Origin of the sequence: Pseudobacter sp., assembly GCF_051955275.1 — a bacterium.
Taxonomy (GTDB): domain Bacteria; phylum Bacteroidota; class Bacteroidia; order Chitinophagales; family Chitinophagaceae; genus Pseudobacter.
In genome coordinates, this window is sequence record NZ_JBQCGW010000027.1 from 1 (window position 1) to 16,782 (window position 16,782).

10 protein-coding genes are annotated in these 16,782 nt (G+C 48.7%); all 10 read right to left on the reverse strand.

Features of this window, described 5'->3' with window-relative positions; genetic code table 11:
- The coding region (locus tag ACTHMC_RS03050; RefSeq protein WP_440410717.1) for a TonB-dependent receptor plug domain-containing protein at positions 1 to 819 on the reverse strand (819 nt) is incomplete at its 3' end.
- Between the two features lie 50 nt (positions 820 to 869).
- Positions 870 to 1,844 carry a DUF4961 domain-containing protein gene (locus ACTHMC_RS03055; RefSeq protein ID WP_440410719.1) on the reverse strand — a complete coding sequence of 325 codons (975 nt, stop codon included), beginning with the start codon at positions 1,842 to 1,844 and terminating at the stop codon, positions 870 to 872.
- Positions 1,845 to 1,859: 15 nt separating this feature from the next.
- Entirely contained in the window at positions 1,860 to 2,294 is a 435-nt protein-coding gene (locus ACTHMC_RS03060) for a DUF5004 domain-containing protein (RefSeq protein WP_440410721.1), read from the reverse strand.
- A 25-nt stretch (positions 2,295 to 2,319) separates the two neighbouring features.
- Positions 2,320 to 4,017, reverse strand: coding sequence for a RagB/SusD family nutrient uptake outer membrane protein (locus ACTHMC_RS03065; RefSeq protein ID WP_440410722.1), 1,698 nt, complete (start codon positions 4,015 to 4,017; stop codon positions 2,320 to 2,322).
- A 112-nt stretch (positions 4,018 to 4,129) separates the two neighbouring features.
- Positions 4,130 to 7,042: a discoidin domain-containing protein gene (locus ACTHMC_RS03070; RefSeq protein WP_440410723.1), complete on the reverse strand. Its 2,913-nt coding sequence runs from the start codon at positions 7,040 to 7,042 to the stop codon at positions 4,130 to 4,132.
- A gap of 7 nt (positions 7,043 to 7,049) precedes the next feature.
- Entirely contained in the window at positions 7,050 to 9,341 is a 2,292-nt protein-coding gene (locus ACTHMC_RS03075; RefSeq protein ID WP_440410724.1) for a GH92 family glycosyl hydrolase, read from the reverse strand.
- A gap of 59 nt (positions 9,342 to 9,400) precedes the next feature.
- A complete protein-coding gene (locus ACTHMC_RS03080) occupies positions 9,401 to 10,396 on the reverse strand; it encodes a FecR domain-containing protein (protein ID WP_440410725.1) in 996 nt (331 codons plus the stop codon).
- Between the two features lie 45 nt (positions 10,397 to 10,441).
- Positions 10,442 to 11,932: a RagB/SusD family nutrient uptake outer membrane protein gene (locus ACTHMC_RS03085; RefSeq protein WP_440410726.1), complete on the reverse strand. Its 1,491-nt coding sequence runs from the start codon at positions 11,930 to 11,932 to the stop codon at positions 10,442 to 10,444.
- Between the two features lie 9 nt (positions 11,933 to 11,941).
- Positions 11,942 to 15,298, reverse strand: coding sequence for a SusC/RagA family TonB-linked outer membrane protein (locus ACTHMC_RS03090; protein ID WP_440410727.1), 3,357 nt, complete (start codon positions 15,296 to 15,298; stop codon positions 11,942 to 11,944).
- Between the two features lie 59 nt (positions 15,299 to 15,357).
- Complete coding sequence (locus ACTHMC_RS03095; protein ID WP_440410729.1) at positions 15,358 to 16,776, reverse strand: DUF5005 domain-containing protein; 1,419 nt, start codon at positions 16,774 to 16,776, stop codon at positions 15,358 to 15,360.
- Between the last annotated feature and the right edge of the window lie 6 nt (positions 16,777 to 16,782).

Sequence of the window (16,782 nt, forward strand, 5' to 3'; positions counted from 1 at the left end):
CAATGGCTTTTTAGTGGTCACCAGCAACACGCCTCGCGAGCTTTTCTGACCGAGCAGAATGGAAGAGAGCGCATCCTTCTGTACGGAGATGGATTCGATGGTTTCAGGGTCCAGCGCGAAAATATCACGCTGCACACCGTCGATCACAGTAACCGGTCCCTGTCCGCGCAGCGAGAAGAATATTTCACTGTTATCGCTTGAACCGGTAGCGCCGATCAGCGATTGATTGGGCACATTGAACAGGAGCTCTCCCTGCGTGATGGATGCTGAAGAAAGTGAGCCCCAGCCATTGCCCTGCTTCGTGAAAAGACCGGCCAGCCGGCCTGGCAAAGCATAGGCATACAAAGAAGCAGGTGTTGTGGTCAACTGATCTGTGTAGATAGTTGATGTGGCACCGAGAGCAGTCCTGATATTCTTCTCTCCGTACAGCACATTCATTTTACTGATAGTTCTGCCAAGCGGCACAATAGTATCAGTAACGAAGGGTGAGGAACCAGGAGCAGGTAATGAGCGTGCCGCCAGCCTGATGCTGAGTTCTGCACCGTCCTGCACCTTAGTTTCAGCAATCAGGTAAGCCGGATGAGACACTACCAGGATATTGCCGGGAACAGCATCGATACTGAAGCGGCCTTCGCCATTGGTCAAAACCCAACTACCTGATTGGTGAACGCCAATACGGGCGCCTGGCAGCGGATGACCGAAATTGTCCAGCACTTTGCCTTTGATGGCAGTTGTATTTTCCTGCGCCTGCAGTGCCACAGGCAGCAGGAGCAGCAAAAAGCAACACACCCTTACAATATTTTTACAGCTGGCAAACATATTTATTGATTTAGCGATGGTAGTTTGGTTATAACCCTGATCATTGGCTGTCAGGGGCAACGGAATTTGAATACAAACGGATCACCGGTATTGCCTTGTTTCAATACCTTCTTTGTGCCGGTGATATCCGTGTAGTAATATTCAATCCTGTCGAGCTTCTGCGTTTCCTGCAGGTTGAAATAAGCTCTGGGCCACAGATCGATCCTCCACTTCTTGCCACCCAGTGCCGTGAGGGCAGAAACATCCTGCTGGCTGCACACTTCAATCATTTCTCCATTGGTGGTGTATGCTTTGGCACAGAGAAACACTTTATCCGCTCCACTCAGGTCCGTATCGATGGCATCTTCATCATACTTAAGGGTAATGATATCATTGTCTGTTGCCGTTGAAGGCTGAACCGCACTGATCTGCGGGCTGCAGAAATCTATGAGCTCACCTGCCCCGTCCGTTACATCAAGACAGCTGGTGAACCATTTGCCATAGAATTTTGGCTCACTGAGTTCCTGGGCACTGGATGCACTGAAGTATCCCAGTTTCACGCGCAGGTTTTCAGGTCCTGTTTTTACCTTGATGGTAACAGTGGCATTGATCTCGGCGATATCACTCATATCAAAAGCCTGATCAGACTGGTACACGATCCATTCGAGGTCATTGATATAGTTACCGCCGATGCCCACGCGCTCCATAATGGCTTCCGGCCATTTCTGGCTGGAATTGAGTGGCGTGGCGTTGCCAGATACGGGGCTCATGGTTCCGTTGGCAAATGCACTGGTGTAGAACATCCGCATGTTCTGGCGCGCATTCCAGCTCTTGGGAGCGAGGAAGCCGATAATAAGGCGGCTTTGTGGCTGATTCCAGTAGGGGTCCATCCAGGCTTTCACCTGAACAGTCAGCGTATCCCCTGCTTTTACAGTCAGTGGCTGGTCAACACCACGGATCTCGATACAGCTGGCCACTACAATGGCCACCACCACTGCTACTATGAACAGTTGTTTGACATTCTTTTTTTGAAGCAATCGTTTCATGATGCTGTGTTTATGCTATTGCAGTGGTTCAAGTGTGTATTCGTAATTGTTCTGCTCACATCCCGGACTGAACAGCAGCACCAGGCTTCTTTTGCCTTTCACTACCGGGTAACGGAATGTAGGTTTTACGGCGCTGCCGCCATCGGGTGTGAATGAAAGCTCCATCGGGTATTGCGGATCATCGAACTGCCATTTACCGTTTTTACTGACCACAAAGGGTACAGGGTTGGTAATGGAATAGGCGTTTTCAGTAAAGCTGATTCTGAAGGCGGCAAAGTTGAACCGGTTGGTCAGCTCTTCCCCGTTACGCACTACTTTCACGATCCTCCAGCTGCCTGTCAGCGGCTTGGCGGCTTCCGTGAACACCAGCTCTTTTTCCTTCTGGCAGGCGGCTGTTACCAGCACAATCAGCGCCAGTGAAGCCATCAGTATCTTGGTCCATTTTTTCATGGTGATATCTTTTATTCTGTGATGTTTACCAACCGGGGTTTTGCAGGAGCTCAGGAGATTTGGAGAGCTCGCTCTGCGGCAGCGGCCAGAGATACATGGCATCTCGGAACACATGCGGCCTTACATTGATGGTCTGATAAGTATAAGTGCTTCCGTTTCTGGTGATCTCCGTACCATGCATGGTTTTATTGTCAGTCTGTGGCGCAATCTTCCAGCGGCGCACGTCCCAGAACCTGTGCTCCTCAAAAGCCAGTTCCACACGGCGTTCCGCACGGATCACTTCCCGCATCTGCTCTTTACTGAGGTTAGCAGGTAAGGTAAACGGATTGAGTCCTGCTCTCTTACGGATGGCTTCCACAGCAGCATACACATCCGGCTCGGGCCCCTGCCATTCATTCAAAGCTTCAGCATAATTCAACAGCACTTCCGCATAGCGGATGAGCGGGAAGCAACGTTCTGTTTCTGTGAAATTGTTGGATACCACATCATCCTGTAACATCTTGTTGATATAGTAACCGGTGGAAGTACCGGTATAAATAGCATCCTGGGGAACACCCACATAAGTATACACAGGTTGTTTGGGACCTCCATTGAGCCAGATCATCGACTCATTGTGTATGATGCTGTAGTTGAAACGCGGATCGCGATCGATATAGGGATTGGCGGCATTGTAACCAGAAGTATTATCCGTGATGGGCTTGCCGTTCTTCATAGGAAATGCATCCACCAGCTCTTTGGTTGGTTTGGCGCCATCGCCTCCATTTCTGCTGGGAGGCAGCCACCATGCTTCCAGTTCCCTGTTCTTATTGCGCATGCCCTGCAGGATATGCTCATCATTCTTGCGAAGCGTAAACAACTTGTAAAAGCCATAACCAGGCGCTGTGTTATTGTCTTCATTCAGTTTGTACAGGTTCATGTCTATCACCTCCTTTGCTGCTTCAGCAGCCAGTCTCCAGCGGTCAGGATCTGCTGCCACGTAACCTGTTACAGAACGCAGGGGCTCTGCCGTAGCTACCTGTCCGCCATTGAACAGCGGGCTGGCCGCATACAGCAGTACGCGCGCCTTCAGCGCCCGTGCCGCACCTTCGGTGATCCTGCCATAGTTATTGCTGAACTGCACTGGCAGCAGATCAGGAATAGCTGTATCGAGCTCAGAGATGATATAACTGATGCAATCCTGGAAAGACCTGCGCTCCACACGTATGGGTGTTTCCCCTGTATAGATGGTATCGCCAACAAGTGGTACACCGCCATAATGCTTTACCAGGTTGAAATAATACCAGGCGCGGAGAAAACGGGCTTCCGCTTTCGTATTCTTTTTCAGATTACCTGTGAGCGGAGATCCGGGAAGATTTTTAAAGAAGATATTGGTACGACGGATATTGGCATAGGAAGTATTCCAGGCATCGCCCACAGAAAAGGAATTGGAATTGATGGAACCAACGGCCCACTGCGTATAACCGTTGGAACTGTTACTACCGCCTCCCTCCGCCTCGTCTGAAGCAGATTCCAGCCCACCTCCGTTTCCAAAGCGGAACGGATTGAAGCTGTAAGCAATATCAGCATAGATACCAGTAAGGAATTCCATTGTGCGGGCACTGTCAGAAAAAACAGCACGCTCGTCCAGATCGGTAGTGGCAGTCTTGTCAAGGAATTCTCCTTTATTGCAGGCCAGGGCCAAAGTAAACAGGGCCAGGCTGGCAGTTAATTTCAATTTTGTCATAAGCAAGCTATGATTCGTATTTATATGTCACATGGGCAAAGCACTACCGCCATCAATAAAAAAAAGAAGCCGGAAACTTAGTCCCGGCTCCGGATCATTTGATATAAACACATTATTTGTTGTAAGGCTCTACCAGCAATCTGTACTTACCATCCGGCAACAATGCCGTATCAAAACTGATTTCAACCTTCCTGGATTCCCCTTTCAGCAGGGTGAAATAATTGTCGTTCATGATCGCAGGCAGGATCTGTTTTCCTGTTGCAGCATCGAGCGCCTGCACCCGCACAGCAAAGGCCACCCCTTTCCCTTTATTGCTTACAGTTGCCTCCACAATAGTCCTGGAACCTTCCTTACGGGCAATGGAACTGGTTTTGAGCGAGGCTTTGGGAAGTTTGTTGAGTGCCGTATAGTCCGCCGGTTTATTGCTCCTCCAGTAAAAATTATCAGAAAGAATTTTACCCTCCTGATCAGTCAACTGCAGTTTGATGAACTGCATTTCCTGGAGTGCATTGCTGCGGTTGCGGCCATATACTTCAAAATCATAAAGGGAATAGCCCCATGTTGAAGACCGGCGAACGCCCTGCATCTTCACATAGCGGGTAAACTGTGGTTTGATATTGATCTGGTCAACTCCACCCTGCCCGCTATCTGTGCTGTACACATCTATCCAGTTAACAGCGTCATCAGACAGCTGGATCTTGTAAGCTTTCGCGTATGCCGATTCCCAGTTGAGCGTAATGGCTGCTATTTCCTTCTTCTCTCCCAGATCAACATACACCCACTCATGATCAGTATAATTACTGCTCCAGCGGCTGCCGCTGCTTCCATCTGATACGGCATTGGCATCGCCGGCTTCAGGGGAGAAAGAACTCGCTACCGCTTTTACTTTGTAGGCAAGATTGTCGATGCTGAAATTGATATCGAAGCAGGGAGTGGCTGCATTGGCAGCTGCATCAAGCGTTACCCGCTTCCCGTATTGCGCCGCTTCTTTGCCATCCAGTGTGTACACGATGGCCCTGGCGTTTACATCAGCAAGCTTATTCAGCGTGGTATTGATCACCTTTACTGAATTATCGGCATAACTCCATTGGATATGAACAGGCTCACAAGCCTTCTTCACGCCAAAATATGCACCGGTAAGATCATAGTAATAATCGTAAGTCTGCCAAACCATGGAGGGATAAGCACTCTGGCTCATCCAGGTCATGATGCCGGATGCATCATCCCACATATTATGCAGCCATCCTTCATACATAGCCTTGTTGGTCTCCAGGTTAACCAATTGCGCTTTCCGGCAGAAGTCCTCAATTCCTGTGGCCTCACCATAACTCTTGTTAATGGTGCTCATATAATTATCAGGGCCTGCATTGAAAGCAGACTTGCCGAAGAAATGCTTGTCCCACATATCATTCCTGGGCCACCATTTGTCCTGCGGCATAAATTTCTGAAAGCTCTCAAAGTTGGTGAACACCGCTGTACCTATTTCCGTACGCAGCCCCCAGCCCGCGTTTCCGCCGAAACCACCAGGGTATTTGGTAAAGTACCATTTGGGATGAAAATTCACCCAGGGTCCGCTGCCCGTCAATGCATCGGAATGAGAGTTGGCATGATACCAGCGATCACCTCCATCAAAGGTTTTGACGTTCTCGCGAAGCCAGCCATTGAGTGGCGGCATCGGGTAACCTTCGTTATCACCACACCAGAGGGCAATGCTTGCATGATTGCGCAAGCGTTTGATCTTTTCCACTGCATTGTGATTGAAGGCAAAAAGGTCTGTGGGAAGATTGGGATGCGAATTGAGCCAGAAATCATCCCAGACCATAATACCGTAACGGTCGCAGGCGTCATAGAACTCTTCATCCGTTACAGAACCGATCCAGTTGCGCACCATATTGTAATTCATCTCCTGGTGCAATTTCATTTTCAGATCATATTCCTCCCCACGGCAGCGGAGCAGGTATTCACTCATGCCCCAGTTGCCTCCTTTGATAAAGATCCTTTCCCCATTCACACTGATATGCAGCACGCTGCCCAGCGTATCGTAGCTGAATTTCCGGATCCCGAATTTTAGCTGCCTGCTGTCAGATACTTTTCCATCAACGGCAAAGGACAGATCAAGGGTATACAAATCCGGATCTCCATAACCGTTAGGCCACCAGAGCTTTGGATTCTTTATAAGCAACTGCTTGAACACGGCAGTGTCGAAAAATTGTTGGATAGTCTGCCCGGCTTTGATATTGAGCTTCCGGCTGAAACTGATATTTCCTGGCTGGATAGTGCCTGTTATAATACCCTTCTCCTCCTTATCATTATTATTGGTAAGATCAAGGGAAAGACTTATCAGTCCATCTTTTTCTTTGGTAAGATCCGTACGCACCCAGGGATCAACAAGCGTTACGCCTCCTGTTGTTGTCAGATATACATCGTCTGTAATGCCCTGCAGCAGCCCGGGCACAGATGGCATCCAGTCCCAGCCATCACTTGAAATATAAGTAGGGCTGGCAAGATTGGGCACAGGCAGGGTAGGCCAGTTTACCAGCACAGCCAGCACATTCTTCTTACCGGATTGAACCAGCCCCGTGATATCAAACCTGCCACGATGCATGAATCCATCCAGCAGTCCGAGCCTCACCCCATTGAAAAATACTTCTCCCTTCCGGTTGATGCCTTCCAGGTTAAGCCATATTCTTTGCCCTGCAGGCTTTGCGATTTCCAATTCTGTTCTGTACCAGAAATTCTGGTTGTATTTCGATTTATCTGCCTGGTAGATATTGTCGCCGAAATTGGGATCCTTTTCCAATCCGGCTTCCACATAAGAAGTGAATACAGCACCCGGCACCACGGCTTTCACCCAGGTACCGGTATTGTAGCCCGGAGCATATAACTGCACACTGTCCTTACCTATTGCGGATTGGGGCGTAAGCATCCATTGAACTTTATCACTGTTGAGCGACTGGCGCGTCTGAGCCATGGCGGATGCAGCTGCCATCGCCACTAATAATGCGGTGAATTTTGATTTGAACATGACTGATTTACTGGTTAGGTGCGGAAAGGGAAAATGGCCTGTCTTTTTCGGTTATACCTCGCTGCTTGTCCGGCTGGCTACCCATTTCATACCGGAGGATGCCACCCTCAACGATATCTTTATAGGTGATATAGTTTTTTGTATGCAGTGCACCATTCAGCGTGGCCGACCGGATGTACAGGTTCTCTTTGTTATTGTTGTTGGCTTCTATAACAAACTGCTTTCCATTCTCAAGAGTGAGCGTTACTTTAGGGAATAGAGGGCTGCCAAGTACGTATTGATCGGTACCCGGACACACACTGTAAATTCCCAGAGCACTCAACACGTACCAGGATGACATGCCGCCCTGGTCTTCATCTCCCGGAAATCCTTTTTCGGAAGAATTGTACAGTTTCTCCATCACCTGCCTAACATGGTATTGTGTTTTCCAGGGTTGACCAGCATAGCTGTACAGATATATCATATGCTGGATAGGCTGATTGCCATGTGCATATTGTCCCATTCCTGCTAAAACCATCTCCTTCATTTCATGGATCTCCGTACCGTATGTGCCATATTTTACTGTGTTGGAAACCGTGAATACAGAATCAATCTTATCGGTGAATTTTTGATCACCACCCGTAAGATTGATCAGCCCCTGCACATCATGGAAAACTGACCAGTTGTAATGCCAGGCATTTCCTTCCGTGTAAGGGCCACCCCATACATAGGGATCGAAGCCTGGTTTCCAGCTGCCGTCATTCCGGCGGCCACGCATGAAACCGGTGGTGGAATCAAATACATTTCTGTAATTGTACATAACGCGGGCAAAGATTTCTTCATAGAATTTATTGCCTGTCATTCTTGCCAGTTGCCAGGCGCAGAAATCATCATAAGCATATTCCAGGGTTTGCGCGGTGCTTCCTTCAGATTCAGGATAGGGCACAAAACCCAGTTGCCAGTATTGTTTCCAGCCCGCTCTTCCGTTGGCGCCTCCCCATGGGCCTTTGTTCATGGCTTCATGTGCATAGGCCTTCAGTGCAGAATCCGGATTGAAACTGCGGATTCCTTTCACCCAGGCATCCGTCAGCAGGGAAATGGAATGATTGCCTACCATACCACCCGTTTCTCCGGGAAAAGACCAGCTGGGCAACCAGCCGCATTGCTGCTGTGCATCCAGCAACGCCTGCATGTAGCGCCCTTGCATAGTGGGATGCAGGATATTCGTGAGCGGGAACTGTGAACGGAATGTATCCCAGAACCCATTATCGGTATACATATAGCCTGTATGCACTTTGGCATCGTAAGGGCTCCAGTAACAGGGCTTGCCATCTTTGTCGTATTCAAAGAACTGGCGGCTGAAAAGATTAGCGCGGAACAGGCAGCTGTAGAATGTTGCTTTCTGTTCTTCGGTACCGCCTTCCACCAGCACACGGCCAAGGAGTTTATTCCAGACAGCAGCCGCTGCGTCTCTGGTCTGCTCCAGGCTTTTATGAGCCCCCAGTTCACGATCCCAGGTGATCTGTGCCTGTTCTGCACTGATATAAGAACTGGCAACCCTGGCCTGTACTGTAGCTCCTTTTTTAAATTGAATGTAAGCACCTGCTCCATCGCCTTCGGCACTCAACGCTCCGGGCTTTACTGTATTGTTCCTGTTCTCCCAGGTGCCGGACAGTTCAAAGGGCTGATCAAACTGGATCACGAAATAGCATTTGAAACTTTCTGGTGCAAAGCGCTGGTTGTTTACATACCCGATGATCCTGCGCTCAGCAGGAAGAATGGTCACCTTACTTTGTTTGGTGTAACCATCAATCACCAGGAATGCATTCTTTCCTTTAGGAAAACTGAAACGCAGGTGCGCACCTCTTTCGGTGGGTGATAACTCTGAAGTGATGCCGTTATCGAATTTTACTTTGTAATAATGTGGTTTGGCCGTTTCATTGGCATGAGAGAAAGAAGAGGCGCGCTTATCCTGGTCCACTACCAGTGTATTGAGCACTGGCATGAGTGAAAACACGCCGTAATCACTCACCCAGGGGCTGCACTGGTGCGCCTGCTGAAACCCGCGGATGGTATTGACCGAATACTGGTATTTCCAACCTTCGCCATTCTTGCCCGTTTGTGGCGCCCAGGTATGCATACCATAAGGCAAAGCAGTGGTGGGATAGGTATTGCCCCAGCTCAGTTCAAATTTTGAATCTGTGCCCTGGAGTGTGTTAACATACTGCACCAGCCCGCCTTTCTGAGCAGCTGTATTGTTGACTACGCAACTGAACAGTAAGCAATAACATAGCTGCCTGATGTGGAATAGTTTTTTCATACAACTATATTGTCACATCAGGAACGCTGCACCGCTATGTCCGCGGAAAGCGCCGGTGTTTACTTACATTGCTTCTTGCCGGAAATAAAATACTGGTTTGGGTTCTGTCCTGTTTTGATCACGCTGCCATTGGTGAGGGCAAGCATTTCCAGGATATCACGTAAAGTAGTGGTCTCTGTGAAGCTGGCAGTAATGGAACAGTTGCCGATACTTGCATCGCGGAAGATGAGCTCAACACCAAATTTCCTTTCCAGGCGTTTTGCCACTTCACTGAATTTCATATCGCGGAATACAAGCTGACCGCTGGTCCAGGCCATCATATCGCTGGATATGGCAGTGTCTTTCCGGAAGCTGCCATCGGTCTTGCATATGATGCGTTGATTGGCCACCAGCTGGGTCAGGATTTTTATTGAATCACTGACTGCTACTTTTCCGTCCTTTACAGTTACGGTGATATTACTCGCAGGTTCGTACGCGTCTATATTGAATGCGGTGCCCAGCACCAGTGTAGTGATATGGCTGGTATGCACCAGAAAGGGTTTTGATTCCATCTGTGCCACATCAAAATAAGCTTCGCCCTGCAGCCAGATTTCGCGTCTGCCGCTTACGAAGGCTGTATCATACCGGATGCCTGATCCGGCATTCAGCCAGATCCTGGAACCATCCGGAAGGATCAACTCCTTTACTTCATTGGTTGTTTTATATTCCTGCCACACACTGGCCAGTACCTGCCCTGCCGGCTTACCGTTGAAATAATAGAATCCACCAATACCCAGTAACAGTACAACTGCGGCTGCAATCCACCATTTGCGGTGGCTGGGGGCAGTCAACTGATGGACAGGTGCTTCCTGAATTTCTTCCGCTTGAATGCGCTGTTCGATATTGCGGAACAGCTGTGAGCCCAGTACATTTTTTCCCTGGGCATCCAAACCCTCTGTGAAGCCCTGTGCTGCATCCTGCGAAGCATACCATTGGTCAAGCTCCTGCTCTTCCTGAGCGGAGGCCCGGCCACTGAGTACCTTATCGATCAATTTTTGTAACTGTTCTTTTTCCATGCAGGATTTTATTAGCTATTCCTATGCAAAAGTATCTGAAGCGCTCTACTTGAGCAAAGGGTTTTTCTGTACCTCACTCAATGGTATGGGCAGCAGCAGATCCCGGTTTGCAAATGGATTTACATGATTCGGCGCTTTGTAACCGATCAGATCAACTACCTGTGAAGTAGTGGTGTTCAATGCCTTGCGGGTGCGGATCATGTCAAACCAGGTTTGCCATTCATAACTCAACTCCCAGAATCGCTCTTTTAATATTTCAGTAAGCGGTAACTGCACCGGTTTTACACTTGTGGGAAATGCACGATGATGCACTTCAAACCAGGCATCGATCGCTGCCGCATGGTTGGTGGTTCCTCCATCCATCATGGCTCTTGCCTCTGCACAAAGCAGTAACAGATCGGCATAACGCAGGTACGTAAAGTTCTGCCCGGTTTTGCCCGTTTGCTCCGCCTGGTCGTCCCAATATTTGAATATAAGCGGCGCTGGCAACTGAATTATACTGGCTGGGTTATTGAACTCCGGATATTTCGTGAAGAAGAACACCTGCTCATCTTTCCGGCGGTCTCCCGCTGCATACGAATTGTAAAATTCTATCCTTGGAGCCAGAGCGCCACCATACGCAGGTTGAATAGAGATCGGAAGATCCGGAAACGGCATGACCACAAAATGAAGCATATTACCCGATATCACCATATCCCGCTGCAGACTGAATATATGCTCCGCAGTATTTTTCAATGAATTTTTGCGAAGGTCTTCATACAACGGGAAAAGCCAGAACTCATTACTGTTGATCACTTCAAGGGATTTATCAAATGCCAGCTGATAGAAAGCATTTCCCTTTTTTAAAGGATAGCCAGCCATTGTGATGTATACCTTAGCCAGCAAAGATTTTACTGCTCCTTTACTCACATGCCCGGTAATATCTGTCCAGGGAAGTCCTGATTGTTCAGCCACTTTCAGGTCAGCAACAATCTGGCTGTATATATCTTCCTGTTTCGCCTTCGGTATATGAACTTTGGTAAAATCTGTTGTTGGCGTGGTTTTCAACGGAATGTCGCCAAAAAGGCGAACACCCTGGAAGTAATACCATGCCCTGAGAAAATACACTTCTCCCAGATACCTCTTTTTGGCAGCCTCTGTCAGAAATGTGGTGCGGGATAAATTATCGATCACGCTGTTGCAGTTCTCTAACGGATAATAAACAGCGCGCCACCACTGTTCAAGGTGGGGATTTGCCGGATCTACTGGATCGAGGCGCAGAAATTCATTGTCTGCATTATCGGAGGGCCGCTGCCGGTAACTGTATCCCGTGAGGTATTCCAGCAGGAACGAAGGGCTTACAGACACACCTAAGCCTGTAGTGAAGATATCATCCAGGCCTGCGTATGTTCCATTCACAGCTGCCTGCACCTGTTCTTCCGTGGTATAGTATTTATCCGGCGTCACAAACCCTGCCGGATCTTCCTCCAGGAATTTAGTACAGGAACCACTGAACAGCACCGCCAGCATCACTAATATGTTTACCAGTTGCTTCATTTGATTTACTTAAAATGTAACCTGTATCACCAGAGAAATGGTTTTAGGTTTGGGATACTGATATACATCCACTCCCTGGTTGAGATCCCCATCAAAAGAAGTGGTTTCAGGATCAAATCCCTTGTATTTAGTAAAAAGAAAATAGTTCTCGGCATTTACTCCGATAGTACATTTCTCCATCCGCAACTTTTTCAGTAATGCAGGTTGAAATGCATAATTCAGGCCGATGTTCCGCACTCTCACAAACGATCCATCTTCAATGTAGTAATTGTCCATCTCATTTTCTCCGCCGTCCGACTGAAGCCTGAGTTGTGCCAGGCTGGTATGCTGATGCTGGGGAGTCCAGGCATTCAGAATACCGGCAAAGCTGCTTACGCTGGTGGTATGGCTCTCCATGATAAACCGGGAAAAATTTGCCAGTTTATGCCCCATCATTCCACTAACGTCAATAAACACACTAAATGGTCCGCTGGTGAATGAGTTGGTGATATCAAACTGGTAACGTGGCATCTTGCTGCCAAGCGGTACCCTGTCTCCCGCATCTTTGCTGTTGCTTTTATTGTTGTCCGCCCATTTTACATCCCCGGGTTTGCGGCCATACACAGCGGCTGCCGCCGCTTCGCTGGTGCTCCAAACACCGGTGCGATAATAACCAAAGTACTGATCGATGGGCTGTCCTTCCATGATGCGGCCAGCCCAGTTGTAAATGATGTCCCCATTGAGATGAAGCACTTTGGAACGGTTGAAAAAGAAGTTTACACCGGTGGTCCAGCTGAAGTCAGGGACTGTAATATTCCTGCTCCGTATGCTGAGCTCCAGTCCCTGGTTTCGGATGGAGCCTATATTATCATAGATCCCTCCGAAACCAGTGGTAGCAGGCAGTTGCTTCAGATAGAGCAGATCAAATGTGCGGCGGCGATAGACTTCCGCCGTAATGGCCAGCCGGTCATTGAGCAGGCTGGCATCGATACCGATATTGAATTGCTGGCCACGCTCCCATTTCAGGTTCCTGTTGCCCGGATTGTCCAGTACAACAGCAGGCTGTTGCTGCCCCCCAAAGACTACCTGAGTGGGATTAAGCCTGCTGAGTGTGGCATAGTTGCCGATCTCTGCATTGCCGGTAACACCCAGACTGGCCCGGAGTTTCAGGTAATTTACAGTTGGAAGCAACCGGTGAAAGAATGGTTCTGATGAAATCAGCCAGGATGACCATACGGCCGGAAAATATCCATACTTGTTATTTGCTCCAAACCTGGAAGAGCCATCTACCCTGAACGAAGCGCCTGCCAGGTAACGGCTGTCATAATCATATTGCAGACGGGTGAAGAAAGAATTCATCTGGTTCTGCTGCCTGCCTGAACCCGGCGTTTGCCGCACTGTTCCTGCGCCGAGATTATTGTAACTGAAAAAATCATCGAAGAAATTTTCCGCACCTGCAAAGGTACTTGTGCCTACATTGAAGTACCAGCTGGCTCCGGCAACTGCGTTGAATTTATGTTTACCAATGCGGCTGTTGTACATGAGATAATCTTCATTGCTCCAGGATCCGGCATTGCCGTTCAGGCGCTGCGCGATGCCATTCTGAAGATCGGAAAACCCAAACACATCTTTTCCTGAATAATAGTTATTGTATGAACCGCCAAGGGTTCCGCTGAAGATGGTCACCAGGTCCAGTTGCTTATTGAGATGAATGGTTCCGGAAATATTTCCCATCACGTAAGTCTGGCCGGTCACAGATTTCACTTCATTCAACAAACGGATGGGGTTTTCGGAATTTTCCGCTCCCGGATAATCTCCCTTGCGCGTGTAGCTTCCATCGCTGTATTTCACCGGAATAAAAGGAAGGTACTCATACATCTCGCGGATGGCATTGAAGCCAAGTGAATTGAGATCCACATTCCTGGATTGCAGTCCGCCGCCATTCAGAATGGTCTTGAGATGCAGCCAGGGCTTCACTTCCCAACCAAGGTTTGCAAACAGGTTGATCTGCTGTAAGGAGCTGTTCATCATGATCCCCTCCTGCCTTTTATAGGACACATTCACCAGGCTGGTCATATTTTCCCTGCCGCCGGAAAATGTAATCGAGCTGTTGTTGGATAGCGCTGTGCGGGTGGCTTCGCGTTGCCAGTTGATATTATATCGCGGTGTGCCGTCAGGGTAGAACAATTCCTCTTTACGCTGAAAATTATTAGTGGGATCTTTATGTGGCGCCAGTCTTCCCGGCACATAGGCATACTGCCTTTCAATCATCTCCAATGCACCCTTTGCGTCCAGCAGATCAATTTCCCGGGCAAGGGTGGCGATACTGACGCGATTGGCCACAATGATATTCGATTTATTCTTCACTCCCTGCTTACTGGTCATCAGTATCACACCATTGCTTCCGCGGGACCCATAGATGGCGGCGGAAGCTGCATCCTTGAGTATGTCAACTGACTGGATAATGTTAGGATCAATCAGCGCGGGATCGAGCCCCACTATGCCATCCAGCACAAACAAAGGACTATTGGAAGCATTGATGGAGCCTGTGCCCCTGATCTTGATGGTAGGACTGCTGCCTGGTTTGCCGGAGTTGAGCATGATGCTGGCCCCTGGTACTTTGCCGGCCATTGCTTCCACAATATTCATGGAAGCGGCACGCTCATAAAGTTGTGTTCCTGTTACAGTGGAAATAGCAGTGGATAATTTCTTTCGCTGTAATTGTCCATACCCGATCACAATCACATCATTCAATGCCTGTCTTCTGTATGGATGAAGAATAATAGTCATCGGCTGACCGGAAACGGCAATCACCAGATCTTCAAAACCAACCGAGGTGATCTCAAAGCTGTCAGTTTTAGCTGCATTAATCACAAAGTTGCCCTGCTCATTGGTAACCGTGGCTTTACGGGAATTTTTGACTGTTACCGTTACTCCGGGCAATGGTTCGCCGTTTACATCCACCACCCTGCCACTGGAAAGAAAGTACCTGGATGTTTCAGGCACAGCAGTTTCTTCCCTGATCAGCACCAGGATATTGTAGCCCCGCTGGCGGAACTCGAGGCTGGCAGGCAGCAATTCCCGAAGCGCCTGCTCAACATTTATATTACGGCGGTTGATGGTAACTGGCCCTGCAGCTTTCAGTTCTGCGCTGTTGTACACAAAACGGAATTGCGTTTGAGCTTCTATGTCCTGCAGAAGTTTATCAAGTGGTTTATTGCGGGCTGTGAGATGGATAATCACCTGCTGCAACTTCGGAGCATCCTGTGCCAGGGCCTTGCCGCAAATAATACAGCAGCTGATCAATATTCCCAGGCAGGCAAGCAGTTTTCTGACAGCATGCGCAGTGCACGGAATAACATATGGGGCAGTTAGTTTATCCTTCATACTTGCAGGTGAGATTTGGCTACACACAGGTACCAACCGCCCAATTTACATCATTTCAATTACTCCCAGTTGAACACCCTCACAAAGTAGGGGCGGTACCTGTCTGCACTACCGGGATTGTTGAAATTGGTCCAGAAATCCGTAGGGTTGATATTGTAAGAGATCACCAGTTCCCCATGCCGGGAAATGGCATGATGCACTACGGCATTGTAAGAAATGAACTCAGGCAGTGAATATTTAGCCGGGATGCGGTACAGGGTCCTTCCATTGATGAATGGCCCTGTTGGACTGCTGCTCTCCCAGATCCTGATGTCAAGTCCATAACAGGTAGTTTGAGACACCAGGTAGTATTTACCATTTTTCTCGAAAACATTTGGCTGTGTGGCATCTGCTTCCAGGATGGATGCCAGGTCATCAGGAGCAGGATTGCTGCTGCTCCAGCCTGTTTTAGTGTAGAACTCCCAGGTTCCGGTGATATCATTATTGGCAGCCCGGGCCACAAATACATGAGAGGCACAGATGCCAAAGGCCTGCGTGGTATACATATAAGTGTATCCGTCACTGCCTTTGAAAAGACTGGCATCAAAAGGAAGCTGGCCGGTATATTTGTTCTGGATGATTTCCTTCTGCTGCATATCAGGCAACGTGAACACGGCCACATCGGTTGACTGATGCACCAGCACATTGTTGATCAGGTGTAATTGTCCCATTACCATCTGTACTTCATTTCCCACTACCTGTGCAGGTCCGCCCCAGTATAATTTTTCATCGCCATTGGTGGCTCCTGGCACAGTAACCCAGGTGACAGCCTTTCCATTGCCACCAGTTGGATTGAGCTGCACATAGCTTTCCGGCCTGGTTGATTTACCCAGTTGAATGAAACCCGCATTCCGCACAAATACATTGTCAACACGCGCCCTGTCAGGCCGCACTTCACCAAAGAAACTATCCTGGAATGACCATACCACGTTTCCGTTGGGAAGAGGGATGGAAACACAACCATCACCACCGTTCCAGCCTGTATAGCGGGTGAGGAAGTTATTGTACACCGTATCATGGAATACCATCAGCCTGTCATCCCACTCGCCAGTATTCGGAATCAGCACCAGGCTGTCGTATGTATTATCCATCACGGTGATTTCCACTTCCCAGTTTCGGGTGGCCCCGTTCTTTGATGTTACTTTATACGTGTAACTGTTATTGTTGGTTGCAAAATTGACCTGCTCCCCGGAAGCGGGCTCAATAGTAGCACCATCGGATACCATAATGGTAGGCACAACGGCTGTCATGTCTGTTGTGGAAGGCATTACCAGCTTAACCCTGCTTTCATCAACGCTACGCGTGATCTCTGTTTTACCGATCTGGCCTTTCACGCTGAAGAAGAGAATGGCCTTCTCGAAATCCTGGTTTTCCAGGTCATTCTTTTTGCATCCGGTGATAATCAGGGTGCATAACAGAAAACACAGTAGCAATCGCATGGCAGT

Coding starts and splice junctions, on each gene's coding strand:
- ACTHMC_RS03055 (WP_440410719.1), bottom strand. CDS start 1,844: ATGAAACGATTGCTTCAAAAAAAGAATGTCAAACAACTGTTCATAGTA.
- ACTHMC_RS03060 (WP_440410721.1), bottom strand. CDS start 2,294: ATGAAAAAATGGACCAAGATACTGATGGCTTCACTGGCGCTGATTGTG.
- ACTHMC_RS03065 (WP_440410722.1), bottom strand. CDS start 4,017: ATGACAAAATTGAAATTAACTGCCAGCCTGGCCCTGTTTACTTTGGCC.
- ACTHMC_RS03070 (WP_440410723.1), bottom strand. CDS start 7,042: ATGTTCAAATCAAAATTCACCGCATTATTAGTGGCGATGGCAGCTGCA.
- ACTHMC_RS03075 (WP_440410724.1), bottom strand. CDS start 9,341: ATGAAAAAACTATTCCACATCAGGCAGCTATGTTATTGCTTACTGTTC.
- ACTHMC_RS03080 (WP_440410725.1), bottom strand. CDS start 10,396: ATGGAAAAAGAACAGTTACAAAAATTGATCGATAAGGTACTCAGTGGC.
- ACTHMC_RS03085 (WP_440410726.1), bottom strand. CDS start 11,932: ATGAAGCAACTGGTAAACATATTAGTGATGCTGGCGGTGCTGTTCAGT.
- ACTHMC_RS03090 (WP_440410727.1), bottom strand. CDS start 15,298: ATGAAGGATAAACTAACTGCCCCATATGTTATTCCGTGCACTGCGCAT.
- ACTHMC_RS03095 (WP_440410729.1), bottom strand. CDS start 16,776: ATGCGATTGCTACTGTGTTTTCTGTTATGCACCCTGATTATCACCGGA.